Consider the following 23810-nt stretch of genomic DNA (forward strand, 5'->3'; position numbering starts at 1 on the left):
TTTGGTTTCAAGTTTCAGGTTTCAAGTTTCAGGTTTCAGGTTTTTTTGTTTCAGGTTTCAAGTTTCATTCTTTTTGATTTTTTTGATTTTTTTGATTTTTTCAATCTTTTATTTTTTTTTAATCCTTTTTCTCAAATTTTTTCAATGTTTCTTTTGTAAATTCTGAAAGGACTAGGCTGCCACTTATGGCTGCTCTTTCGGCTAAAAGGGTGTTCCAATGTTGGGTACCGTTCCAAAAAATGTGCTTCATTTGTTGCATTGCTTCGGGGTTGTAGGAGCAAAGTTGTTGTGCCAAATTGAAAGTAGCTTGATCCAATTCGGGGATACTTTGATACACCTTTGCATACAATCCTTTGTCAAAGGCCCAAGTGGCATCATAAAAACTATTGGCATCAATAGCAATTTGAGATAATGCAGCAACTCCTATTTTTCTTTCAATTGCTGGTGCTACGACAAAGGGGCCAATGCCAACATTTAATTCGCTTAATTTGATACTGGCAAATTGGGTAGCCATACAATAATCGGTAGCGGCGACAATGCCTACACCACCACCAACGGCTTTGCCTTGCACACGTCCGATGATGAATTTTGGACATAATCGCATGGCGTTGATGACGTTGGCAAAACCCGAAAAAAATAATTTTCCTGCTTCGGCATTATTTATAGCCACTAACTCTTGAAAACTGGCTCCTGCACAAAAAGTTCTGTCGCCTCCACTTTGTAGGATAATGACTTTTACTTCGGGATTATTTCCTGTTATTGTTATTGTATGTGCCAATTGTTCCAGAATAGTACTTGGCAATGAATTTTGTTCTGGATGAAAAAACTCGATTGTTGCTATGTTGTGGTTGATGTTATATTTTACGTATGCACTCATTTTATTACTTGTTAGTTGATTTTTTAAGATAAATTTATTAGCCCCGATTGCAACGGAAATCCTTTTCTTTTTTTTCTTTAAAAAAAAAAAGATTGTAGTGAAAAGCGGGATTAGCTCCTGAAAATATTACAAAATGTCAAATTGTTCAAAATGATGGTTCAAATGTTTTCTGTCTAAAAGATACCATTCGTATCGGTTCATGTTGCCAAAAACTGCATTTTTGAGCAGGATGTTTGGATGGGTTTCAAAAAATTGCAAATAGGCTGCACGGGCTTCCCAAAAATGGTGTTTGGCTTCGTCTAAATTGGCATGTTTTACCGTTTCGATTTGAGATAATTGTGCTAATGGGAAATCGAAATTTTGTGGCATTTTATTGTAGTTATACAACGTATGATGTACTTTTTCGAGTATATGATTTGGGGTAATGAGTTCGAAATTTTGAATGATTCCAGCGGCAATTTTGTAGCCAAATTCCAAATGTTCTAACATGTGTTGGGCAGTCATAGAACCCCATTTTGGTTGAGTATTTTCTGTTAGTTTGTTTAAACATTCTTGGATTTTTTCATGGGTCATTTCTACAAAAACGGTTTGTTTTTTTTGTACCATTGTTAGTATAGTAGCTACGGCAACTAACTCGTTTTGCGTATCAAAAACTTCAACAAACCATTTTACGATACCGCTTGGATGTTCGGCAGCAACCACATCACGATCGATTTTTTGTTTGCAGGTAAGTCTTACATAAATAGTATCGTTGTGGTATATTGGTTTTAAAAAACGACACTCTTCTAGGCCGTAATTGGCTGCAACGGGGCCTTTGTTTGGATATACAAAAAGTCCTGCGGCAGCGGCCAAAATGAAATAACCATGTGCGGTTCTTTTCTTGAAAATGCTACCTTCGAGGGCTGTAATATCGGTGTGGGCATAAAAATGATCCCATGTAAGATTAGAAAAATTAATAATGTCGGTGTCTGTTACGGTTCTGTTGTGGGTTTGTAACGACATTCCGGGTTGAATGTCTTCCCAATGGTATTGAAAAGGGTGTTGGGAGATGGGTTTATAAGCCGATTTTGGTTGGTAAATTTCGGTTATTTCGGTCAGAGTGGTGGGCGAACCCTGAATGGCACACCGTTGCATATAATGTTTGATGCCTCTTACGCCACCCATTTCTTGTCCGCCGCCAGCCCTTCCAGGGCCACCGTGTACTAAAAGAGGTAAAGGCGATCCGTGTCCTGTGCTTTGTTTGGCATTTTCTCTATTTAAAACCAATATTCGGCCATGATGTGAAGCGGCATTTATGACATAATCTTTTGCTATTTTATCAGAATATGTTACAATAGACGAAACCAAAGAGCCTTTACCCATTTGAGCTAATGTTATGGCTTGCTCTAGGTTTTGATAGGGCATTAGTGTGGCAACAGGGCCAAAGGCCTCTATTTCGTGAGCGGCTGCATTATTAAAAGGCTGGTTTTCTCTAAGAAGTGTTGGACTTACAAAAGCTCCTTTTTCGTTGGCACCCATTAGATTGATTTGTTGTAAATTGCCATAAACGATGGCTGCCGATTGTGAAAGTTCTTGTATTCTTGAATGGAGTACCTCAACTTGCTTTTTGCTTACCAATGCACCCATTCGGACTTCTTTTAATCGAGGATTGCCTATGTTTACTTGGTCTAATGCTTTTGAAAGGGCATTTTGAACCTCGTCAATTACATTTTCGGGTATAATCAAGCGGCGGATGGCGGTACATTTTTGACCCGCTTTTACGGTTATTTCGCTGCGGGCTTGTTGAATAAAAAGTTGAAATTCGGGCGTACCAGGCAAGGCATCTTCGCCCAAAATAGAAGCGTTTAACGAGTCGGCTTCTAATGTAAAAGGGACGGCTTCTTGAATTATTCTGGGATGCGATTTTAATATCCGACCTGTAGCAGCCGATCCTGTAAAAGTTACCACATCTTGACTTTCGACAGTATCAAAAATGTTGGTAACCGTACCCGAAATAAGTTGCAAAGCCCCTTCGGGAATGATGTTTGAAGCAATAATTTCTTTGACAACGGCTTCTGTTAAATAAGCCGTAACGGGTGCTGGCAACACCACGGCTGGCATGCCTGCCATCCAATTGACGGCACATTTTTCGAGCATTCCCCATATTGGAAAATTGAAAGCATTGATGTGTATGGCAACTCCTTTTTTGGGCACTAAAAGGTGGTGAGCCATAAATCGGCCCCCTTTTGATAAATCAATAGGATCGCCCTCTACATGATAAGGCAAATTTGGAAATAATTTTCGCAAAGAAGCATTGGCATACAAATTGCCAAACCCCCCTTCGATATCTATCCAAGAATCCGTTCGTGTTGCACCCGTTTTATAACTTAATTCGTAAAATATTTCTTTCTTTTTTGTTAAATAAATGGCAAGACTTTTCAGCATGTTGCCTCGTTCTTGAAAAGTCATTTTACGCAATTTTTCGCCACCTTTTGTTCTTCCATATTGCAAAATGCTAGGAATGTCTAATCCTTCTACAGATGTTGTTGCTACATATTCGCCAGTTATGGCATCAAATGTGGGAATTCCTTCGCCAGAAGCGACAACCCATTTTCCTTGTACGTAATGTTGAGTATGGTTTATCATGTTTATATATTTTTGTACCACAAAGTAGTTGATTATTTATTAAATATGAAAGTTGTAGTTTGTGATTATGATTGTTATTCAAATTTATAAAAAAATAGATTAAAGACTACAATTTTCAATTATCACGGCATATCCTTGACCAACGCCAATACACATTGTAATTAGTGCAAACCTTTTTTGAGTGAGTTGCAGTTGTAATGCAGCCGAATATAAAATACGGGCACCAGTAGCACCAAGAGGGTGGCCTAATGCTATGGCACCGCCATTTGGATTGATTCTTGGATCGTTGTCCTGTAAACCCAACTCGCGGATGCAAGCCAAACTTTGAGCTGCAAATGCTTCGTTTAATTCGATAAGGTCTATTTGATCCAAAGTCAATCCTGCTTTTTGTAGTGCCTTGTTTGTTGCAGCAACAGGGCCAATACCCATAATGCGGGGTTCTACGCCCACTACAGCTGCACTAACCAAGCGGGCCAACGGTTTTAAATTGTATGTTTTTATGGCCTCTGCCGATGCGATAAGGGTAGCCACGGCACCATCATTTAGTCCAGAGGAATTGCCAGCCGTTACGCTGCCATCTTTTTGAAAAGCAGGTTTTAAGTTGGACAAACCTTGAAGGCTGGTTGCGGGTTTTATAAATTCGTCTTTACTAAAAATAATGGCATCGCCTTTGCGTTGCGGAATTTCAACTGACACAATTTCTTGTTCAAATCTGCCAGAAGCTTGTGCTATGGAGGCTTTTTGTTGGCTTTGGAATGCGAATAAATCCTGATCGTGTCGGGAAATATTGTATAGGGCAGCTAAATTTTCGGCTGTTGTACCCATGGCCTCTGTGCCATATAAATTTTGCATTTTTGGATTGATAAACCGCCATCCAAAACTAGAATCATACATGGCACTATCTGTTCCAAAAGCCGTAGAGGGTTTTGAAACTACCAGAGGCCCACGAGTCATGTTTTCGACACCACCGGCAATAAACACATGGCCGTCGCCAGCTTTTATGGCACGTTGTGCATGAATGATGGCAGACATTCCAGAGCTACACAATCTATTGACTGTTTCGCCAGGCACAGTATAGGGCAAGCCTGCTAATAGCAATGCCATTCGGGCTACATTTCGGTTGTCTTCGCCAGCTTGATTGGCACATCCAAAAATTACATCGTCATACGCTTGTTTTGGGATGTTGGCATTTTTTTGCACTAATGATTTGATGACTAAAGCAGCTAAATCATCGGCACGAACAGATGATAATGAGCCTTGGTATTGTCCTATTGGAGTTCGAACTCCGTCGATGATGAATGCTTCCATTTTTGGGTTGATGCTTGTTTAGTTGTATGTTGAAAAATGTTGGTTTTTAATATTTGGAAAAATGCTGTTGATTACGGAATGTTGCGTTAGGGATAGCAGATAAAATCCTTTTTTAAGGCTTTTTCTGACTCAAAAAAGAATATTTCACAATATAATATTTCTTTTGGAGTTCAATGAACGTTGTTTGGAACGAATATCCCGACTCTTTGGGGAACGCCCAACCATTTATTTGATTTCATTTGCTGATTTTTTTGAAAATGGAATTATTTGATTACAAATTAAATTTCCCAATCTTTTTGTGTCCTAAAAACGACGCCCTTAAACAAGGCCACCAATTCGTCTGGTTCCTGATTGTTGGCGGTATGACGTCGCACTTCAATGATGTGAAACCCCAGCTTATTTTTACTTTTTTCTATCACAGAAACGGCTGTTAAATAATCGCCTTCGCTTACGGCTTCGATATGATTGATGGACGTTTCTATGGAAACGGCATACTTGCCAAGAGCGTTTGCTGCAAATCCAAAGGCGGTATCGGCCAACGCAAAAGTGATACCCCCGTGTGCTTTGCCCATACTATTTAGCATGTCTTTCCGAACGGTCATTCCTACTTTGCATTTGCCAATTTCGCTTTCTAAAATGGTGATTCCTAACCATTGACTGAAAGCATCTTGACTGAGCATTTTGTGAGGTATTGTTGAGGAGTTCATGGTTTTATGAGATTGAAAAGATTGAAAAGATTGAAAGATTGAAAGATTGAAAGATTGAATGATTGAAAGATTAAAAATAATATTATGGTTTTGAATCAAAATCCAATTTATTTCTGTTTAATTTTCTTAGTATGGGGCTGCATCTGTAGCGGTCTTCGTGGTATTCGTTGTAGAGTTCGTCTAACTTGTTTACACACCAAGGGATACCTAATTCATTTGCCCAATCGAGTAAACCTTTTGGGTAATTGACTCCTTTTGTCATGGCCATATTAATGTCGTTTGCACTTGCAATATTTAGGAAATAAGCATCGGCTGCTTCGTTGATTAACATGACAATCACCCTATCAAAAATGCTTTGTGCCAATAACCTATCGGTTGTAGGTTTGGGTATGTCTTGATTGTAATTATAAAAGCCTCTACCCGATTTTTTGCCCAAAAAACCTGCTTCTACAAGCCTTTTTTGAGTTAAAGACGGTTTGTATTTTGGGTCAAAATAAAAAGCAGTAAACACCGTATCTGTAACGGTATAATTGACATCATTTCCTATAAAATCCATCAATTCAAAAGGGCCCATTTTGAATCCACCAATGGTTTTCAAACTCCAATCGATGGTTGCAAAATCGGCAATACCTTCTTCAAAAATGCGTAAACTTTCGCCATAAAATGGTCGTGCCACACGGTTTACAATAAAACCAGGCGTGTCCTTTGCAAGGGCTACGGTTTTGTTCCAGTTTGAAAGTAAATCAATTGTTTTTTGTAAGGTAATATCGCTAGTTTGAACAGCGGGAATGACTTCTACCAGCGGCATTACAGGTGCAGGATTGAAAAAATGGATGCCAATAACTCGTTCGGGAAATTGACATGCACCAGCAATGGACGCAATTGATAACGATGAGGTGTTTGTAGCTAAAATAGTATTTTGGCTTACCAATTGTTCTAGTTCTAAAAAGAGTTTTTGTTTGATGGCTAAATTTTCTACGATGGCTTCTATAACAACATCTGCCTCAGCAACTTCTTGTATATTATTTGTAAAAAAAATATTAGATTCGATATTTGATTTTTGTTCGGTATTTAATTTGCCTTTTTCAAATAATTTGATGACTATTTTGTTTAGGTCATTCTTGCTTTTTTCTAATGCCTCTTGATTCAAATCAAACAATACTACCTTACAATCCGATAGGGCTGCTACTTGAGCTATGCCGCTACCCATGGTTCCTGAACCAATAATGGCAATCGTATTTTTGCTTTTTGGGAGGTTGTTAGATGCTTTTGTATCTTTTATATTGTTCATAAATGCTACTTTTATTTAAAAATATTATTTGAAATACAACAAAAGTGTTGCAAAATAATAGAATCTATATTTTTACAGTTTTTAAAAATGATTATTCATTAATCACCAATAAATTCGGGGTTTCTTTTGTTGATAAATGCCTCTACGCCTTCTTTAAAATCGAAAGATTGGCTGGCTTCAATTTGGCATTTGCTTTCTAAATCTAATTGTTCTGTCAAATTATTTGTCATGGCTTGGTTTAACAAAGTTTTAGTTAGTCCAATGGCTTTCGTAGGCATTTTGGCAACAGTTGATGCTAAATTTTGAACTTCGTCTTCAAAAAACGAGGCAGGATAAATTTTGTATATCATGCCCATTTTTAGAGCCTCTTCGGCCGAAACTTTATCGCCCAAAATCATCAATGCAGAAGCCCTTTGAAAACCAATTAATCGAGGCAAAAAGAAAGTGCCAGCGCTATCTGGCACCAAACCAATTTTGCTAAAAGCTTGTATAAAACTAGCCTGTTCAGAAGCAACTACAATGTCGCAAGCCAAAGCAATATTGGCTCCAGCACCAGCCGCTACACCATTGACGGCTGCGATTATAGGTTTTTTTATTTGTCTAATCAGTTGGATGATTGGGTTGTAATGTTCTTCTAAAATAACTTCAAAACCAGGGTTCAAATTGGGGTTGATAACCTCGTTCAAGTCTTGACCGGCACAAAATGCTTTGCCATTTCCTGTCAAAATAATTGCTCTAACGTGTGGATTATGAGCACATTCGTTGAGTGTTTTTTGCAATAAAAGTGCCATTTCCCTGTTAAAACTATTAAAAACATCGGGTCTGTTTAGGGCAATCTTTGCAATGTTGTTTTCGATATGTAATTGAATCATAATTATTTACTTTAAACATTTAAAATAATCAAAAGGTTCCAAACAATCCAAACATTTGAATAAAGCCTTACAAGCTGTTGAACCAAATTGACTGATTAAAACCGTGTTTTGGGCTGCACATTGTGGGCACTGAACCAGTTTTTGTTGTTTCAAAAGTACTGCTTTGTCAGCCTCTTCGGTTAGCGGTGGTGCAATTCCGTATTTTTGTAAGTTGTTTTTACCTTTTTCGGTTATCCAATCTGTTGTCCAGGCAGGTGATAAAATCAATTTAATTTTTGTTTTGATTTGATGTTTTTCAAATGCTTTTTCAATGTCGGCACTAATAGTATCCATGGCAGGACAGCCACTGTATGTTGGTGTAATATCTATATGTAAAATGTCGTTTTCAAAAATTACTTTTCTTACAACTCCTAAATCTATTATTGACAAAACAGGAATTTCTGGATCGTATATTTGACTTAATATTTCAAAATATTGTGGTGCTATATTCATTTTATTTCATTGAAAAAATTCATTTTATAAGGACAAAGTTTACCAATTCATATTGGGATAACTGCGTTGCAAGTATTGCATTTCTGTAAGGATATAGCCAAAATGCTCACTATGAATCCCTTTTTTGCCGCCTTTCAGGAAATAGTCTATATTAGGAATTTCTAAAGTTGCCTCAATCAAAATGGCTTTGATTTGATCATAATAAGTGGATTTGAATACATTGCCATCAATGCCAATTCCTGCGGCAATCATTTGACTATCTGCCGCTGTGGTATCAAATAATTCGTCTGTATATACCCACAAATCGTTTATGGCTTTTTGCATTCTTATATGGCTTTCTTGTGTACCGTTTCCTAAACGTAACACCCATTCAGACGAAAAAAGGACGTGGTATTTTACCTCCTTGAGGCTTTTTTGAGCAATAGCAACCAGTTGTTGATCTTTGCTATATTGTAAATTTTCGAGCAGAAGTTGATGGAAAATATCAAATAAAAACTGACGAGTAATAGTATATGCAAAATCAATATTGGGCTGTTCTACCAAAAGTACGTTTTGATAGGCAGTCTCTTGTCTTAAAAAAGCCAATTGGTCTTCATTTGTGTTTTGATCGGACAAAGAGGCAGCATATTGATAATAACTTCGAGTTTGTCCAAACAAATCTAAAGCAATATTTGTAAGGGCAATATCTGTTTCTAAACTTGGACCATGACCACAAAGTTCGCCTAATCGCTGCCCTAAAATAAGCGAATTATCAGCAATTCCTAACAGATATGCAATTAAATCTTTTTTCATTAATAGAGTGTTTTATTATTTATTATTCTTTTTTTTAAAACAATACTTATAAATAATTACATGTGTTTTAATTCGTCTGGAAGTTCATAAAAAGTGGGGTGTCTATAAATTTTATCATGAGCAGGATCAAAATACATGTCATTTTGCTCAGGATTGGAAGCCGTAATTTGTGTAGATGGTACAACCCAAATACTAACACCTTCCATTCTGCGGGTATAAACATCTCTAGCATTTGCCAAAGCCATAGCAGCATCACTAGCATGAAGCGACCCACAATGACGGTGTTCTAAACCATTTTTACTTCTAATAAATACTTCCCAAAGTGGCCAATTATTCTTCATATTAATATTTTTTTAATGTTTTACAATTCAGGTTTTATACGACAAAAGACAAGAAATAAGATGTTGGTATTAAGCTTAATATGATTTTAAAACAATTGACATACTTAAAATAGTTAATCATTAAATTCTTATATTTTAATACTTCAAAATCAATACTACATAAATCATATTCCAAACCTCTAACCTCTAACTTCTAACCTCTAACCTCTAACTTCAAACTTCAAACCTCTAACTTCTAACCTCTAACTTCTAACCTCTAACTTCAAACCTCTAACTTCAAACCTCTAACTTCTAACCTCTAACCTCTAACTTCTAACCTCTAACTTCTAACTTCTAACCTCTAACTTCTAACCTCTAACCTCTAACCTCTAACCTCTAACCTCTAACTTCTAACTTCTAACTTCTAACCTCTAACTTCTAACCTCTAACTTTTTCTCACTATAAGCCATAGCAGCATCACGCACCCATTGTCCATCGGTGTGGGCTTTAATTCGGGCTTCGAGTCTGCTTTTGTTGCAAGGGCCATGGCCTTTTACAACTTGCCAAAATTCGTCCCAATTAATGTCGCCAAAGTCAAAATGTTGCCTTTCGTCGTTCCATTTTAAAAGTGGATCAGGAATGGTTAAACCAAGAATTTTGGCTTGAGGCACCGTTTGATCTACAAATTGTTGTCTCAATTGGTCATTAGTTTTGCGTTTCAATTTCCATTGAACCGAAAGTGCCGTATTGGGCGACTCATCGTCTTTGGGGCCAAACATCATCAGCGAAGGCCACCACCATCTGTCGAGCGACTCTTGGGCCATTTGTTTTTGAGCTTCAGTGCCATTGCAAAGCGCTAATAAAATTTCAAACCCTTGACGCTGATGAAAGCTTTCTTCTTTGCAAATGCGAACCATGGCTCTTGCATAAGGCCCATAGGAAGTACCCATTAGAGCCACTTGATTGATAATAGCTGCACCATCAACCAACCATCCAATAGAACCTATGTCTGCCCATGTTAAAGTTGGGTAATTAAAAATACTAGAATATTTTGCAACTCCTTGATGCAACTGGTCCAAAAGTTCGTCTCTAGAAATGCCTAACGTTTCGGTAGCACTATACAAATACAAACCATGTCCGCCTTCGTCTTGTACTTTTGCTAATAAGGCAATTTTGCGTCTTAGGGTAGGGGCTCTGGTTATCCAATTGCCTTCTGGCAACATACCTACAACTTCAGAATGTGCATGTTGAGACATTTGACGTATGTGTGTTTTTCGATATTTCTCGGGCATCCAATCTTTGGGTTCTATTTTTTCGTCTCTTGCTATTTTGGCCTCAAATTCGGCTTCCATTTTGGCTAAAGTAATTGCATTCATATCGGTTCATTTGTTTTAAATTCCAAAATCGACAACTATTTTTTTTGATGTAGGCACTGCCTGACAGCTTAATATTATTTGGTTGGCTATTTCGAATGGTTCTAAGGAATAGTTGAGTTTCATTTGAGCGGTGCCCGCCACAATTTTACATCTACAAGTACTACAAACACCACCTTTACAGGCAAAAGGCAAATCGGCTCCAGCAGCCAAAGCCCCATCTAGTATAGTATCATCTTCTCCATTCATGATAAAATGAAACTCTTTGCCTCCATCAATAATGGTTACTTCTGTATTTTCTGATTTTTGTTCCATTATTTGTTCAATCCTTTTTTGGTCTTGTGCTGTAATTTGGGTATTGAACAATTCAAAATGAATCGTATCCTTTGAAAGTCCAGCGGCAATTAATTGATGTTGAATTAAAAAAATCATATCTTGAGGGCCACAAATAAAACAGTCATCTGTAAATGAAACATCTATTACTTTTTCTGTTATAAATGCTATTTTTTCTTCAGAAAAGCGGCCGTTCAACCATTCAGTAGGGCGGTATTCATTTGTAAGAAAATAAAAAATTTCAAATCGTTCCAAATAGCAATTTTTAAGTTGCTCGATCGTTTCTTTGAAAATAATGGAATGTACATTTTTATTAAGATAAAATAATTTAAAAGTACAATTAGGGTCAGCTTTTAAATGCGTTTTGATAATAGAAATTATTGGCGTAATACCACTTCCGGCTGCAAAAGCAATGTAATTTTTAGTTTTTTGGGATTCTATTGGTACATTAAAATGGCCATTTGGAGGCATGACTTCTATTACATCGCCCACTTGCAGTAGGTCATTTATATAGCTCGAAAAAACACCATGCGGTACTTTTTTTACAGCAACTTGCCATAAATTCTCAAGTGGGCTCGAGGATAACGAATAAGAACGACGGATTTCGGTGTGGTTTATAGTAGCTTTTAGGGTAAGGTATTGCCCTTGCTTATAAGCAAATATGGATTGGAATTCGATTGGAATTTCAAAAGTGATCACTGTGCAATCTGCGGTTACTTTGAAAAGATGCGAAACTTTTAGCGGATAAAATTTTGACATATATACCAGTTTTATTTAAACTAACAAGTGTTAGTTTGTTTGGCAAATATAATTAATTTTTTGATATAAATTTTAATTTATGAAATTATTTTAATCTTTTTTTAGGAATAATATAAAAAGTACAAATAGTAATGATATACACACCTCAAGCAAACATCACTTTTGTTGCAGATGCAATTATAATTGTTTTTCAAAATATAAAATCATTAATCAAATTAATCCATTACAATTAAAAATATTTTTTATAAAAATAAGACAATGTTTTTTTACTTTTGCAACATCATGGAAAAAAAAGACATTAGAAGTTTGACAAAAGAACAAATTGTAGCTTATTTTATAGCACAAGGCGAACAAGCTTTTCGAGGCAAGCAAGTATATGATTGGATTTGGAACAAAGGCGTGCATCGGTTTGATGAGATGACAAATTTGTCAAAAGCCACTCGATTATGGCTCGAAACTCATTTTGAAATCAAGCATATCAACATCAATACCATGCAAAAAAGCCTGGACGGCACTATAAAAAATGCGGTAACGTTGCACGACGGATTGATAGTAGAAAGTGTTTTGATACCTACTGATACCCGCACAACAGCTTGTGTTTCTAGCCAAGTTGGTTGTAGTTTAGATTGTAATTTTTGTGCCACTGCTCGATTAAAGCGAATGAGAAATTTAGAACCAGCCGAAATTTATGATCAAGTAGTAGCCATAGACAAAGCAAGCAAAGAAACCTACAACAGACCATTGTCTAACATTGTGTTTATGGGCATGGGTGAACCCTTGATGAATTATAATAATGTAATGAAAGCTATCGAAATGATCACTTCCAACGAAGGATTGGGAATGTCTCCAAAACGCATTACGGTTTCTACATCTGGTATTCCAAAAATGATAAAAAAAATGGCCGATGAAGGTGTCAAGTTCAAATTGGCAGTTTCCTTACATACAGCTATTGAAACAGTAAGAAATCAGATTATGCCTTTTTCTGAACATTTTCCACTAAAAGAGTTAAGAGATAGCTTGGTATATTGGTACAGTAAAACGAAAAGTAAAATTACTTTTGAATATGTAGTTTGGAAAGGAATAAACGATACTCCCGAAGCTATTCAAGCTCTTGTGAAATTTTGTAAACATGTACCTTGCAAAGTCAACTTGATTGAATACAACCCAATTGACGATGGTATTTTTCAGCAAGCCAATCAAGAGGCATTAGAGGCTTATATCAATGCTTTGAGCAAACATAATATTGTTGCAAAAGTCAGATACAGCAGGGGCAAAGACATCGATGCAGCCTGTGGGCAGCTGGCCAACAAAGGCTAAAAAACGTATTCCTAAATATATTCAAAATAAGCTTTCAACTAACCTTCTTTTTTTTATTTAAAAAGATGGAAAAATATTAAAATGAAAAAAATATTACTCCTGTCTGATACTCACAGTCATATTGATGAATCTATTTTAAAATACGTAAGACAATCTGACGAAGTATGGCACGCAGGCGACATTGGAAGTTTAGCTGTTACAGATGCGATCAAAAAAATAAAGCCACTAATTGCCGTATATGGCAATATAGACGATGCCAAAGTCCGTATGGAGTTTCCGCTTCATCAACGATTTATGTGCGAAAAGGTATCGGTTTGGATAACACACATTGGTGGCTATCCTGGAAAATACAATCCCAATATTAGAGACATGCTAGTTCAAAACCCACCAAAATTATTTATTTGTGGACATTCTCATATATTGAAAGTAATTTTTGATAAAAAAAACCAACTGCTGCACCTCAATCCTGGTGCATGTGGCAAAAGTGGCTTTCATCAAATACGCACCATGCTAAGATTTGTAATAGATCAGGACAAAATAAAAGATTTGGAAGTAATTGAAATTGGAACAAAATAAATGAAGTCCCAATAACCTCATTAATCGCTGTTAATTAATTTGGGTAAAAATGCAAATAAAAAAAAAACCCAAATAAAATATTTGGGTTTTCCTTCGCACTAATAAACTAAGTTTATAGGTTTATCGCAACCGATCTACAGATTTTACAAGATCTTCGTCCTTTTTGATGGCTTTATTGGCAAAACCCAATAAAACGATAGCAACAATTGGAAGAAACATCCCAATACCTTTCTCAGAAACTTCAGAAGTTCCTCCAGATAAATTTAGCATTCGATATACCAATAATCCTAATAAAATTAAATTCAATATGATATTCAATCTGTTCAATACAAATTGAAGTTGTCTTTTTTGAAATGAAATAATACTAATAACAGACAATACAGTACTTAATCCAAATAGGCCAGTATAAAGTGAATTGGCCATAAAATATACAGGTTTGCCAGATGTAGCAATCCAAAGTGGCAGTACAAATGCCAATGCACTAGTACATAATAAGGCTAATAGTAAATATAATGTTTGAATTCTTTGAATCATTGAAAAATGGCATATAAATTATTATTGCACAAAAATAAATAATATTTTTTAAAAAAACTATTGTATTTTAAAAAATAATTGTATTATTGCACAACCAAAACGTAAGTACTTCATTCTTTGGCTTATTCACAAAATTTACCACCTACTTTTTATATAAAATTCTATAAATTTAAAAAACATTTATGTTTGATCATACCGCATTAAAACAAATGAAGCTAACCGAGCTTCAAGAAATTGCTAAATTAGCTAAAACCATTAAGATTGCGAATGTTAAAAAAGATACATTAATAACCATGATTTTAGACCATCAGGCCAAAACAAATCAGGATCAAAATGTTGTGTCTGAACCCGTTGCAGAAAAACCCAAGCGAAACAGAATTGTTGCACCAAAAGACGAAAAAATTCAAGCAACTCCTAAAAAAACTGCTGACAAACCCAATAAAAAACAGCATGTTGAAACAAAAGTACAGCAAGAAATAGTAGAAGACAAAGTCGATGCACCTGTAATGGATGCAACACCAATAATTGAAAATAAATCTGAAGAAATTAAAATTATTAATGCCGAAAAAACTTTATTTTCAAAAGATATTAATCCTAAACCTTACATAAAACCCGCAAAATTTAAAAAAGCGGAATATGAAAAAAAATTAGCATCAAAAGGAAATAAAAGAGCACTTTTTAATAAAAAAACTGAAAACTCAGAAATCGAAAACCCTAATGTTTCAGAAAATGATGCAATTGTTTCAGAATCGATAGTAGTAACTGTTGCAATCGAAGAGGATTCAAAACCGAGTTTGGAATTAGAAAACCCCAACATCGATAATTTAGAAAATATTACAGCGGTTACAGAAGATCCAAACAAGCCAGAAGAATCCAATTTTAAAAAGCAACATCCTCCACACCCCAAAAATCCTAAAAATCCTAAATTCAACAACAAAAAAAATAATTTTAGAGATGCGGATTATGAGTTTGATGGCATAATAGAAAGTGAAGGCGTTTTAGAAATGATGCCAGACGGTTACGGATTTTTGCGGTCTTCAGATTATAATTATTTAGCATCGCCCGATGATATTTATTTATCAACATCACAAATTAGATTGTTTGGTTTAAAAACAGGCGATACCGTAAAAGGTGTGGTACGACCACCTAAAGAAGGAGAAAAATTTTTTCCACTTATAAAAGTACTCAAAATTAATGGACATGAGCCACAAGTTGTTCGAGACAGGGTTTCGTTTGAGCATTTAACGCCTGTTTTTCCTACAGAAAAATTCAAACTTGCTGAAATGGGCAGTTCCGTTTCTACCCGAATTATCGATTTATTTTCGCCAATTGGCAAAGGACAAAGAGGCATGATTGTTGCACAGCCCAAAACAGGTAAAACCATGTTGCTCAAAGACATAGCCAATGCGATTGCGGCCAATCACCCCGAAGTATATTTACTAGTTTTGCTAATAGACGAACGTCCAGAGGAGGTTACGGATATGATTAGGAATGTAAAAGGAGAAGTCATTGCCTCAACTTTTGATAGAGAACCCCAGGAACATGTAAAAATTGCAAATATCGTTTTAGAAAAAGCCAAAAGACTTGTAGAATGCGGACATGATGTGGTGGTATTATTGGATTCAATTACCAGATTGGCAAGAGCTTACAATACCGTTCAGCCTGCATCGGGCAAGGTATTGAGTGGTGGTGTAGATGCTAATGCGTTGCAAAAACCCAAAAGGTTTTTTGGTGCCGCTCGAAACATAGAAAATGGGGGGTCTTTAAGCATTATTGCTACGGCTTTAACAGAAACGGGATCGAAAATGGATGAAGTTATTTTTGAAGAATTTAAAGGAACTGGTAATATGGAATTGCAATTAGATAGAAAAATTGCAAATAAACGAATTTTTCCTGCTATCGATTTGACTTCGTCGAGTACTCGAAGAGACGACCTTTTGTTAGACACGCAAACGTTACAACGAATGTGGATTATGAGAAAATATTTAGCTGACATGAACCCTGTAGAAGCCATGGATTTTATTAATGAAAGATTTAAAGGCACTAGAAACAACGAAGAATTTTTAATATCGATGATGAATGATTAATTAAAAGTTATTCCTAATTTATAAAGTTTATTAAACAAAATCTCAAAATAATTATTATTCTGAGATTTTTTTTATTTATATAAAATAGGATTATTTATTAAGTTACATGACAATACTTTATCATTTTGTAATAAAATAAGTTTTTATCTTTATTACATAAATAAAATAGAGTGAAAATTTAAATTTATTTTATAATATTTTTCAAAACAAGACTTGCTTTTTCTTTTTTATTAAAAAAAAGTACTCATTATTTGTAACAAAATTAGCTTACAGTTGTCTTGTATGTAGTTAAAAAATAAAATATAAATTATGAAAATTAAATTATTTATCACTTGTCTTTTTAGTTGTATTTCTTTTGGTTTTGCACAAAACACTGGAAGTATAAAAGGAAAAATTATTGATAAAAACACTAAAAATGCTTTGCCTTATGTGAATATTGTTATAAAAAATGACAATAAAATTGTTACAGGAAGTGTTACCAAAGACGATGGTAGCTTTGTAATCAATCAGTTACAAGCTAAAAATTATGTTGTTGAATTTCAGTTTATTGGATACATTACTCAAACAAAGAATGTTGATTTGACAAAAGAAAGTAATTTCAATTTTGGAACAATATTTCTGGTAGAAGATGTCAAAGAATTGAAAGAAGTACAAGTAGTTGCAGAACGCTCGAGCATGGTTCAAAAAATTGATAGAAAAGTTTTTAACGTTGGAAAAGACTTGATCGCATCGGGAACCACGGCTTCAGAAATTATGAATAATGTGCCAACGGTGAGCATTGACCCGCAAACCAAAGAAATCAGTATGCGTGGCAATAGCAATGTGCGTGTGTTGGTTGACGGAAAGCCATCAAACGTGTCTGTGGAGCAGTTATTGCAACAAATTCCGTCGGCTTCTATCAAGCAAATTGAATTGATTACCAATCCTTCTGCCAAATACAATCCGGAGGGAATGAGTGGGATTATCAATATTATTTTGCATAAAAATTCGCAAGATGGTTTTAATGGATCCATAAATACTGGAGTAACTTTTGGAATTACACCAAAAACCAATTCGGCATTAAACATGAATTATCGCGTGGGGAAAGTCAATTTTTATACCAATTATGGTTTCAATCATGGTATCAATGCCAATCACGGATTTGTGAATAGCGAACGACCAACGCAAGAAAACAGACAAGATTTCAACTTTAGAGATAAAAATACTACTAATTTGATCAAGCTAGGAATGGATTATTACATCAACGACAAAAACACTTTGTCGGTCTATACCAATCAAAGTTTTACCAATGGTTCGGGCAATGGAAAAACAATTGTTGCTTATCAAGATGCTTTGGCAAATGGAAATACCAACCAACTTTTTTCAAGCAAAAGCAACAATAAAAATCAGACGTATGATTTGGTTTTCAAACATGATTTTGAGAAAAAAGAGGAGAATTTAGAAATACAAATGAATTTTTCGCATACCGAAGATGATGAAAATACTAATTATGATGAAACGATTTTGAGTCCATTTTTCAATTATAATCGGATTAATTTGGTAAATGGAACAACCGATTATTTTCAATTCAATACCGATTATGTAAATCCAATTTCTGAAACTTCAAAAATAGAACTAGGAGTTGAAGCACGTATTCAAAACTCTGGAAATCAATTTGATGATGTCAATCCGAGTTTTTCTAGTGCTAATAATTCATTTGATTTTGGAAGAAATATCTATTCGGCTTATACCAATTATAGCAAACAATTTGGAAAATGGAGTACACAATTGGGCGTTCGTTTAGAATATTTTGAATTGGATGCCAATTTTGCCATCAATCAAACCAATCCTATTTTTTCTGAAGTGCAAAACACCAAAGACAAATTGTTTACTGCCTATCCATCAGCATTTTTTACCTATACCATAAACGACAAAAATTCATTCAACTTCAATTATTCCAGACGAGTAGATCGCCCAAGCATTGGACAAATAAGCCCTATCAGAGAATGGACCACGCCTTTGATGGAATCGAGAGGAAATCCCGACTTGCTGCCGCAATTCACCAATTCATTTGAAGTAAATTACACCAAAGGAACTAAAATCGGCTCCATCACAAGTGGTGTTTTCTATAGATTAATCTCCGATGAAATATCCAGAACCGTTTATAATGACCCTAATAATGTTAATAGAAATATTTTGTCTTATGCCAATTTTGACAGCAACAAAGCTTACGGAGCCGAAACATCTGCCAACTTAAAGTTCACCAAATGGTGGGCTGTAAATGCGAGTGCCGACGTTTATTTTAAAACGGCAAAAGGAACCATTCAAAACGCTTCGACCAACGTTTTAGAAAATGCCGAGGTAGATATTGTAACCTTCAATACCCGAATCAACAACACCTTTACAGCATCTAAAAATTGGAGATTTCAATTGTTTGGGATGTATCGCGGAAAAGATAGAGGCTTGCAATATGACAGAAAAGCAATGTATAAAATGGATTTTGGCACCACATACAACATTTTGAAAGGAAAAGGCACCATCACCGCAAGATACAACGACGTATTTGAAAACATGCGATTTGCATTTGAGGGTAATATTCCCTACCGTCAAACAGGAGCCTTCTATTGGGAGAGTCAAACCTTCTACCTTGGCTTCAACTATGTTTTTGGTGGAGGAAAAAATCGTGCATTAGCAAGAAAACAAAGAGATGCCAACGAAACACAAGGCGGAGGCGGCATGTTCTAAGAGTATTTCGACAAAAATAACTTAAATTATTTAAAAGCGTTTTGAAGCAATTCAATACGCTTTTTAATTTTATAGCAATTGGGAATAAAAAAGTAGAAATCAGAAGATATAAATGTAATTTTTTATAGAGAATATGACAAAAAATAATTTATTTGTTGAAGATATAATTCTAAATATGTCAAATTCAATTGTAAATATGCCAAATTCAATTATGAATATGCCAAATTTAATTGTAAATATTCCAAATTCAATTGTAAATATGCCAAATTCAATTATAAATATGCCAAATTCAATTGTAAATATGCCAAATTCAATTGTAAATATGCCAAATTCAATTGTAAATATGCCAAATTCAATTATGAATATGCCGAATTCAATTATGAATATGCCAAATTCAATTGTGAATATGCCAAATTAAATTATAAATATGCCAAATTCAATTGTAAATATGCCATATTGAATTATGAATATGCCATATTCAATTATAAATATGCCGAATTCAATTATGAATATGCCGAATTCAATTATGAATATACCAAATTCAATTGTAAATATGCCGAATTCAATTATGAATATGCCAAATTCAATTGTAAATATGCCAAATTCAATTGTAAATATGCCAAATTCAATTGTGAATATGCCAAATATAATTATAAAAATTCTAAATCGAATTATAAATAATTAGAAATTAAAAAGAAATAATAAAGAAACTATCTATTATTTTGGAATTAGATGAACAGCAATGCCTTTATGGTCGCTTAATTTGTTTTTTTCTATAAAAACTTTTGCATCTATTCTTTCAAAATCCAAATGGGAAGGAATAATAATGTGATCAATGTTTTGAGGTAATTGCTTTGTTGCGATTATAAGCTGATGTTTTTTAAATAAATTTTCAAGTCTATCGGTGGTGCTTTTGTTTATGGTATAATTTGCTTCACTTTTAATAAAAGAAGTATTCAAATCACCAACAATAAAAATATTTTTATTTTCTTTAGCTATATTTTCGCAATCGATAATACAATTTTGGAGTTCATTTTCAGCAAAAGGTTGTTCTTTATAGCGAGTTCCGATAATTGTTGCATAAATAACAATTGGTCCAAATATGGTTTCAAATTCTAAAGCAACACTCGTTTTATCATCACATACAAGAAATTGTTTTTTTGGGGCAATATTTGAATAAATCGATGTTCTATATGCTTTTTCGCCATTCAAATAATCGGAATAATTTAATTTTTCATAAATAGAATTTTCAGGAATTGCGGTAGAAAAATGTCGAAATTTGAAATTAGAAAGGTTTAAAGGGATGGATTCAGTTAAAATTAAAAAATCAAAATGTTGTTCATTTAAAAAATTTTCAATTTTCAAATACTGCTTTTTTGTAGAATATTTTTTAGCCCAATCAATATTAAACGTAGCGATTTTCATGTAATTATTTATTTGAAGGCGATTTTATTTATTAATAAAGCAGCACTTTATGTTTAAAATAGTATAGATTTCGAGTTCTTAAATCCTAAACTTCCCCATAAATCATTTGCATCAATTTCCACAACATTACCATTTTTAGCACTTTCTGCACGTTCCAAAACCATTTTTACAAATTCTGGATCATAAGTGTTTTCCTCTTCTTTTTTATCTTTTCTCATTTCAAAAGAAACATTTAAAGCTTTGAATATAGCAATCAATGCTTTTGAAACTTTAGAATCTGCATGAACTATAAATGTATTCATAACTTTATAAAATTAATGATTACAAAATTACAAATTTTATTTGATATGAAAACCAATCATTTTCAACAAAGTGCAATTAAAAAATGGGCCTATAATGCTATCGATATTGATGATTTAAGTATATTTGTAATTCAATAAAATAAATAATTAATTAAATATATTAAAATAAAATGATCAAAAATTCCATATATAGTTGTTTATGGTGTCCAAACAATGCAATAGAAATGGCCCATTATTATGTTGATGTTTTTACAAACGCCAAAATATTATCTGAAAACCCAATGGTTGTAAAAATAGAAATCAATAACACCATTTTTATGTTATTAAATGGAGCCGAAAGCCCTTTTAGTGTAGCAAATTCTTATGTAATTGAATGTGATACACAAGAAGAAATCGATCATTATTGGAACAAATTAGGCTATAAAGGGCAATATAAAAATTGTGGTTGGCTCGAAGATCAATTTGGGGTTTCTTGGCAAATTGTTCCAAAGATTTTAGGAGAATTAATGAATGATCAAACAAAATCGAATCGAGTAATTGAGGCATTTTTAAAAATGCAAAAGTTTGATATTCAACAACTTATAGATGCTTAATGTTACATTATTTTGAGTTGATGTTAAAAATAGGGGAGGGCAAGACTGATTTAGATAGGTGTAGCTTGTTAAAATATTGTGATTTAATTTTATTGTAAATCAAAATTGTTATTTTTGTTACAAAATTAAAAAAAAATGAAAAGAAAATTATTTATTGGCATAATGAGTGTCATGTTAGTAAGTTGTGCTACTACAAAATCGACTTTATCTGAAGATTATACTCAAAAATACCTTAACTCCATAACAGCATCGGAGTTAAAACAGCATTTGACCATTGTGGCATCTGACGAAATGGAAGGAAGAGATACGGGGTCTGAAGGGCAAAAAAAAGCGGGCTTGTATTTGATTGAACATTATAAAAAAAATGGCATCCCATATCCAAAAGGGGCTACCAATTATTATCAAAAAGTTCCAGCTGCCTTTATGGGAGGTGGATTACCTGATTCAGAAAACATTTGGGCTTTTATTGAAGGGTCGGAAAAGCCGAATGAAATAGTAGTAATTTCTGCACATTATGACCATGTTGGAGTTCAGGGAGGCGAAATATATAATGGCGCTGATGATGATGGATCTGGAACTGTAGCTTTGATGGAGATAGCTCAGGCTTTTCAGTTGGCAAAAAATGAGGGGCATGGGCCAAAACGTTCTGTATTAATTTTTCATGCCACCGGCGAGGAACATGGCTTGTATGGCTCGCAATATTATTCTGAAAATCCACTTTTTCCATTTGCCAATACCATAACAGATGTGAATATTGACATGATTGGTAGGAGAGACGAGTTTCATCCAAATACCAATGATTATGTTTATTTGATAGGCTCAGATTATTTGTCATCTGATTTGTATGCTATTTGTGAAAATGTAAATACTAAATATATTAATACTACATTAGATTATAAATTTAATGATAAAACAGATCCAAACCGATATTATTACCGATCAGATCATTACAATTTTGCAAAACATGGAATTCCGTCTGTGTTTTTATTTAACGGTGTGCATGAAGATTATCATAAAAAAACTGACGAAGTAAGTAAAATAGAGTTTGATGCTTTGACAAAAAGAACCAAATTAGGTTTTGCCATTGCTTGGGAGTTGGCAAACAGACCCAACCGACCTGTAGTAGATAAAAAATAATTGAAAATATTTGTAAAAGAAGTTGCTTTTTAGCAGTAAATCAATGCGTTAGGGATAGAAGCGGCATCCTTTTTTTGTAGTTGGGTAGGGCTTTTTCTGCCCTGCCCAACTACAATAAAAGATATAGCGAATAGCCCGGCCCCTTGTGGGAACGCCCAAATTATAGTTATGAAAAAATTAAATAAAATTGGACTTTTGGCATTTATTATCATGTTTATATTGTCATGTGGAGTAAAAAAAACAAGAAATATGCTTGTAAATGGTGATTATGATGCTGCAATAAAAAAATCGGTTGAGGGGTTGCGAAGCAATAAAAACAGCAAAGGCAACCAGGAATATGTATTGATTTTGGAGGAAGCATTTGCAAAGGCCAAGGAGCGGGATTTGAGAAATATTGCGACATGGAGCAAGGAACAAATACCATCTAATTATGAGAAAATATTTAACACATACAGCCTTTTAGAACAACGGCAAGAACAAATTAGACCCTTACTTCCCCTTCAAGTATTTGCGGAAAATAGAACGGCTGTTTTTGAATATGAAGATTATTCTGATGAATTGGTAACAAGTAAAAACAAATTAGTAACCTATTTGTATGATAATTCAAAGGCTTTATTGCTTACAAATGGTAAATTAAATTGCAGAAGGGCTTATGAAGATTTGAAGTATGTGAATGAATTGGTAGCAAACTACAAAGATGTGCTTACGTTGAAAGACAAAGCATTTCAAAAAGGTTTAGATTATGTATTTGTAAGCACAAAAAATGAGACTAATATGGTAATACCGAGCCGATTGCAACAAGATTTATTGGATTTTAGTACGTATGGTTTGAATGACCAATGGACGGTGTATCATAATAAAAAAACATCTGGAATAGATTATGATTATGAAATTATTGTAGGTTTTAGGAATATAATAATATCGCCAGAACAAATCAAAGAACGTGAATTTATCAAAGAAAAACAAATCAAAGATGGAGAAAAAAATGTTGTTGATACAAAGGGTAATATTGTAAAAGACAACTTTGGAAATCCAATAAAAACAGACAATATAATTACAATAAAAGCTCAAGTATATGAATACAGACAATATAAATCTGTACAGATTATGGCAAAAGTAGATTATATTGACGGTAAAAGTAAGCAGTTTTTAAAAACATTTCCTATAAGTAGCGAGTATGTTTTTGATTATATTTATGCCAATTATAATGGCGATAAACGGGCTTGTGATGATCAATATTTGACTAATTTTAATAAAAGAGCGGTTGCTTTTCCAAGCAATGAACAAATGATATATGATACAAGCGAGGATTTGAAAAGAAAATTAAAGGATATCATGAATAATTACCATTTTAGGGGGTAGATGC

Annotated in this window: 23 protein-coding genes; 9 read left to right on the forward strand and 14 right to left on the reverse strand. The window is 34.2% G+C overall.

All coding sequences use genetic code 11. The annotated features are described in order from the left end of the window. Positions 1-118: 118 nt before the first annotated feature. The 11 genes from FBFL15_RS07605 to FBFL15_RS07655 all read right to left on the reverse strand — a co-directional run bounded on the left by FBFL15_RS07605 (position 119) and on the right by FBFL15_RS07655 (position 11749). On the reverse strand, positions 119-877 hold the full coding sequence (locus tag FBFL15_RS07605) for an enoyl-CoA hydratase/isomerase family protein (RefSeq protein ID WP_014084033.1): 759 nt from the start codon (positions 875-877) through the stop codon (positions 119-121). Between the two features lie 126 nt (positions 878-1003). Further along, positions 1004-3502, reverse strand: coding sequence for a phenylacetic acid degradation bifunctional protein PaaZ (gene paaZ / locus FBFL15_RS07610; protein WP_014084034.1), 2499 nt, complete (start codon positions 3500-3502; stop codon positions 1004-1006). A gap of 99 nt (positions 3503-3601) precedes the next feature. After that, the gene (pcaF, locus tag FBFL15_RS07615; protein ID WP_014084035.1) at positions 3602-4810 is read right to left on the reverse strand and encodes a 3-oxoadipyl-CoA thiolase; all 1209 of its coding nucleotides are present in this window, start codon (positions 4808-4810) and stop codon (positions 3602-3604) included. A 278-nt stretch (positions 4811-5088) separates the two neighbouring features. Beyond that, positions 5089-5517: a PaaI family thioesterase gene (locus tag FBFL15_RS07620; protein WP_014084036.1), complete on the reverse strand. Its 429-nt coding sequence runs from the start codon at positions 5515-5517 to the stop codon at positions 5089-5091. An 82-nt stretch (positions 5518-5599) separates the two neighbouring features. Next, positions 5600-6808 carry a 3-hydroxyacyl-CoA dehydrogenase NAD-binding domain-containing protein gene (locus tag FBFL15_RS07625; protein WP_014084037.1) on the reverse strand — a complete coding sequence of 403 codons (1209 nt, stop codon included), beginning with the start codon at positions 6806-6808 and terminating at the stop codon, positions 5600-5602. 98 nt (positions 6809-6906) lie between these two features. Next, positions 6907-7680 (reverse strand): enoyl-CoA hydratase-related protein, encoded by a 774-nt coding sequence (locus FBFL15_RS07630; protein WP_014084038.1) that lies wholly within the window; start codon positions 7678-7680, stop codon positions 6907-6909. 6 nt (positions 7681-7686) lie between these two features. Beyond that, positions 7687-8172 carry a 1,2-phenylacetyl-CoA epoxidase subunit PaaD gene (gene paaD, locus FBFL15_RS07635; protein WP_014084039.1) on the reverse strand — a complete coding sequence of 162 codons (486 nt, stop codon included), beginning with the start codon at positions 8170-8172 and terminating at the stop codon, positions 7687-7689. 39 nt (positions 8173-8211) lie between these two features. Continuing rightward, positions 8212-8964: a 1,2-phenylacetyl-CoA epoxidase subunit PaaC gene (paaC, locus tag FBFL15_RS07640; RefSeq protein WP_014084040.1), complete on the reverse strand. Its 753-nt coding sequence runs from the start codon at positions 8962-8964 to the stop codon at positions 8212-8214. Positions 8965-9020: 56 nt separating this feature from the next. Beyond that, positions 9021-9305 (reverse strand): 1,2-phenylacetyl-CoA epoxidase subunit PaaB, encoded by a 285-nt coding sequence (gene paaB, locus FBFL15_RS07645; protein WP_014084041.1) that lies wholly within the window; start codon positions 9303-9305, stop codon positions 9021-9023. Positions 9306-9715: 410 nt separating this feature from the next. Further along, positions 9716-10660, reverse strand: a complete 945-nt coding sequence (gene paaA / locus FBFL15_RS07650; protein ID WP_014084042.1) for a 1,2-phenylacetyl-CoA epoxidase subunit PaaA — start codon at positions 10658-10660, stop codon at positions 9716-9718. A 15-nt stretch (positions 10661-10675) separates the two neighbouring features. After that, positions 10676-11749: a 2Fe-2S iron-sulfur cluster-binding protein gene (locus FBFL15_RS07655; protein ID WP_014084043.1), complete on the reverse strand. Its 1074-nt coding sequence runs from the start codon at positions 11747-11749 to the stop codon at positions 10676-10678. A gap of 282 nt (positions 11750-12031) precedes the next feature. Here FBFL15_RS07655 and rlmN point away from each other — a divergent pair, with 282 nt between their 5' ends. Both rlmN and FBFL15_RS07665 read left to right on the forward strand, forming a co-directional pair. Then, positions 12032-13066 (forward strand): dual-specificity RNA methyltransferase RlmN, encoded by a 1035-nt coding sequence (gene rlmN, locus FBFL15_RS07660; protein WP_014084044.1) that lies wholly within the window; start codon positions 12032-12034, stop codon positions 13064-13066. A gap of 81 nt (positions 13067-13147) precedes the next feature. After that, positions 13148-13642 carry a metallophosphoesterase family protein gene (locus tag FBFL15_RS07665; protein ID WP_014084045.1) on the forward strand — a complete coding sequence of 165 codons (495 nt, stop codon included), beginning with the start codon at positions 13148-13150 and terminating at the stop codon, positions 13640-13642. Positions 13643-13762: 120 nt separating this feature from the next. On the opposite strand, the gene FBFL15_RS07670 is transcribed toward FBFL15_RS07665, so the two are convergent. Further along, entirely contained in the window at positions 13763-14176 is a 414-nt protein-coding gene (locus FBFL15_RS07670) for a DUF4293 family protein (protein WP_014084046.1), read from the reverse strand. 182 nt (positions 14177-14358) lie between these two features. Here FBFL15_RS07670 and rho point away from each other — a divergent pair, with 182 nt between their 5' ends. The 3 genes from rho to FBFL15_RS07690 all read left to right on the forward strand — a co-directional run bounded on the left by rho (position 14359) and on the right by FBFL15_RS07690 (position 19668). Continuing rightward, positions 14359-16263, forward strand: a complete 1905-nt coding sequence (gene rho, locus FBFL15_RS07675) for a transcription termination factor Rho (RefSeq protein ID WP_014084047.1) — start codon at positions 14359-14361, stop codon at positions 16261-16263. A gap of 309 nt (positions 16264-16572) precedes the next feature. After that, a complete protein-coding gene (locus tag FBFL15_RS07680) occupies positions 16573-18987 on the forward strand; it encodes a TonB-dependent receptor (protein ID WP_014084048.1) in 2415 nt (804 codons plus the stop codon). A gap of 456 nt (positions 18988-19443) precedes the next feature. Then, on the forward strand, positions 19444-19668 hold the full coding sequence (locus FBFL15_RS07690) for a hypothetical protein (protein ID WP_014084050.1): 225 nt from the start codon (positions 19444-19446) through the stop codon (positions 19666-19668). Between the two features lie 36 nt (positions 19669-19704). On the opposite strand, the gene FBFL15_RS07695 is transcribed toward FBFL15_RS07690, so the two are convergent. Continuing rightward, positions 19705-20412: an endonuclease/exonuclease/phosphatase family protein gene (locus tag FBFL15_RS07695; RefSeq protein WP_014084051.1), complete on the reverse strand. Its 708-nt coding sequence runs from the start codon at positions 20410-20412 to the stop codon at positions 19705-19707. Between the two features lie 53 nt (positions 20413-20465). Then, entirely contained in the window at positions 20466-20714 is a 249-nt protein-coding gene (locus FBFL15_RS07700) for a DUF2683 family protein (RefSeq protein WP_014084052.1), read from the reverse strand. A gap of 15 nt (positions 20715-20729) precedes the next feature. Here FBFL15_RS07700 and FBFL15_RS16985 point away from each other — a divergent pair, with 15 nt between their 5' ends. The 4 genes from FBFL15_RS16985 to FBFL15_RS07720 all read left to right on the forward strand — a co-directional run bounded on the left by FBFL15_RS16985 (position 20730) and on the right by FBFL15_RS07720 (position 23806). Beyond that, on the forward strand, positions 20730-20852 hold the full coding sequence (locus FBFL15_RS16985; protein WP_262493545.1) for a hypothetical protein: 123 nt from the start codon (positions 20730-20732) through the stop codon (positions 20850-20852). Between the two features lie 32 nt (positions 20853-20884). Continuing rightward, on the forward strand, positions 20885-21307 hold the full coding sequence (locus tag FBFL15_RS07705; protein ID WP_014084053.1) for a VOC family protein: 423 nt from the start codon (positions 20885-20887) through the stop codon (positions 21305-21307). Between the two features lie 135 nt (positions 21308-21442). Further along, entirely contained in the window at positions 21443-22444 is a 1002-nt protein-coding gene (locus FBFL15_RS07710; RefSeq protein WP_014084054.1) for a M28 family peptidase, read from the forward strand. A 168-nt stretch (positions 22445-22612) separates the two neighbouring features. Further along, positions 22613-23806: a hypothetical protein gene (locus tag FBFL15_RS07720; protein ID WP_014084055.1), complete on the forward strand. Its 1194-nt coding sequence runs from the start codon at positions 22613-22615 to the stop codon at positions 23804-23806. The last annotated feature ends 4 nt before the right edge of the window (positions 23807-23810 follow it).

This window comes from Flavobacterium branchiophilum FL-15 (assembly GCF_000253275.1).
In the GTDB taxonomy this organism is placed as follows: Bacteria; Bacteroidota; Bacteroidia; order Flavobacteriales; family Flavobacteriaceae; genus Flavobacterium; species Flavobacterium branchiophilum.

What these genes read in the sequence shown, in the direction of transcription:
- rlmN (WP_014084044.1), top strand. Translation starts at nt 12,032, where the DNA reads ATGGAAAAAAAAGACATTAGAAGTTTGACAAAAGAACAAATTGTAGCT.
- FBFL15_RS07605 (WP_014084033.1), bottom strand. Translation starts at nt 877, where the DNA reads ATGAGTGCATACGTAAAATATAACATCAACCACAACATAGCAACAATC.
- paaZ (WP_014084034.1), bottom strand. Translation starts at nt 3,502, where the DNA reads ATGATAAACCATACTCAACATTACGTACAAGGAAAATGGGTTGTCGCT.
- paaB (WP_014084041.1), bottom strand. Translation starts at nt 9,305, where the DNA reads ATGAAGAATAATTGGCCACTTTGGGAAGTATTTATTAGAAGTAAAAAT.
- FBFL15_RS07620 (WP_014084036.1), bottom strand. Translation starts at nt 5,517, where the DNA reads ATGAACTCCTCAACAATACCTCACAAAATGCTCAGTCAAGATGCTTTC.
- FBFL15_RS07705 (WP_014084053.1), top strand. Translation starts at nt 20,885, where the DNA reads ATGATCAAAAATTCCATATATAGTTGTTTATGGTGTCCAAACAATGCA.
- FBFL15_RS07720 (WP_014084055.1), top strand. Translation starts at nt 22,613, where the DNA reads ATGAAAAAATTAAATAAAATTGGACTTTTGGCATTTATTATCATGTTT.
- FBFL15_RS07700 (WP_014084052.1), bottom strand. Translation starts at nt 20,714, where the DNA reads ATGAATACATTTATAGTTCATGCAGATTCTAAAGTTTCAAAAGCATTG.
- FBFL15_RS07625 (WP_014084037.1), bottom strand. Translation starts at nt 6,808, where the DNA reads ATGAACAATATAAAAGATACAAAAGCATCTAACAACCTCCCAAAAAGC.
- paaA (WP_014084042.1), bottom strand. Translation starts at nt 10,660, where the DNA reads ATGAATGCAATTACTTTAGCCAAAATGGAAGCCGAATTTGAGGCCAAA.
- FBFL15_RS16985 (WP_262493545.1), top strand. Translation starts at nt 20,730, where the DNA reads ATGATTACAAAATTACAAATTTTATTTGATATGAAAACCAATCATTTT.
- FBFL15_RS07655 (WP_014084043.1), bottom strand. Translation starts at nt 11,749, where the DNA reads ATGTCAAAATTTTATCCGCTAAAAGTTTCGCATCTTTTCAAAGTAACC.
- paaC (WP_014084040.1), bottom strand. Translation starts at nt 8,964, where the DNA reads ATGAAAAAAGATTTAATTGCATATCTGTTAGGAATTGCTGATAATTCG.
- FBFL15_RS07695 (WP_014084051.1), bottom strand. Translation starts at nt 20,412, where the DNA reads ATGAAAATCGCTACGTTTAATATTGATTGGGCTAAAAAATATTCTACA.
- FBFL15_RS07630 (WP_014084038.1), bottom strand. Translation starts at nt 7,680, where the DNA reads ATGATTCAATTACATATCGAAAACAACATTGCAAAGATTGCCCTAAAC.
- FBFL15_RS07680 (WP_014084048.1), top strand. Translation starts at nt 16,573, where the DNA reads ATGAAAATTAAATTATTTATCACTTGTCTTTTTAGTTGTATTTCTTTT.
- rho (WP_014084047.1), top strand. Translation starts at nt 14,359, where the DNA reads ATGTTTGATCATACCGCATTAAAACAAATGAAGCTAACCGAGCTTCAA.
- FBFL15_RS07710 (WP_014084054.1), top strand. Translation starts at nt 21,443, where the DNA reads ATGAAAAGAAAATTATTTATTGGCATAATGAGTGTCATGTTAGTAAGT.
- FBFL15_RS07670 (WP_014084046.1), bottom strand. Translation starts at nt 14,176, where the DNA reads ATGATTCAAAGAATTCAAACATTATATTTACTATTAGCCTTATTATGT.
- paaD (WP_014084039.1), bottom strand. Translation starts at nt 8,172, where the DNA reads ATGAATATAGCACCACAATATTTTGAAATATTAAGTCAAATATACGAT.
- pcaF (WP_014084035.1), bottom strand. Translation starts at nt 4,810, where the DNA reads ATGGAAGCATTCATCATCGACGGAGTTCGAACTCCAATAGGACAATAC.
- FBFL15_RS07665 (WP_014084045.1), top strand. Translation starts at nt 13,148, where the DNA reads ATGAAAAAAATATTACTCCTGTCTGATACTCACAGTCATATTGATGAA.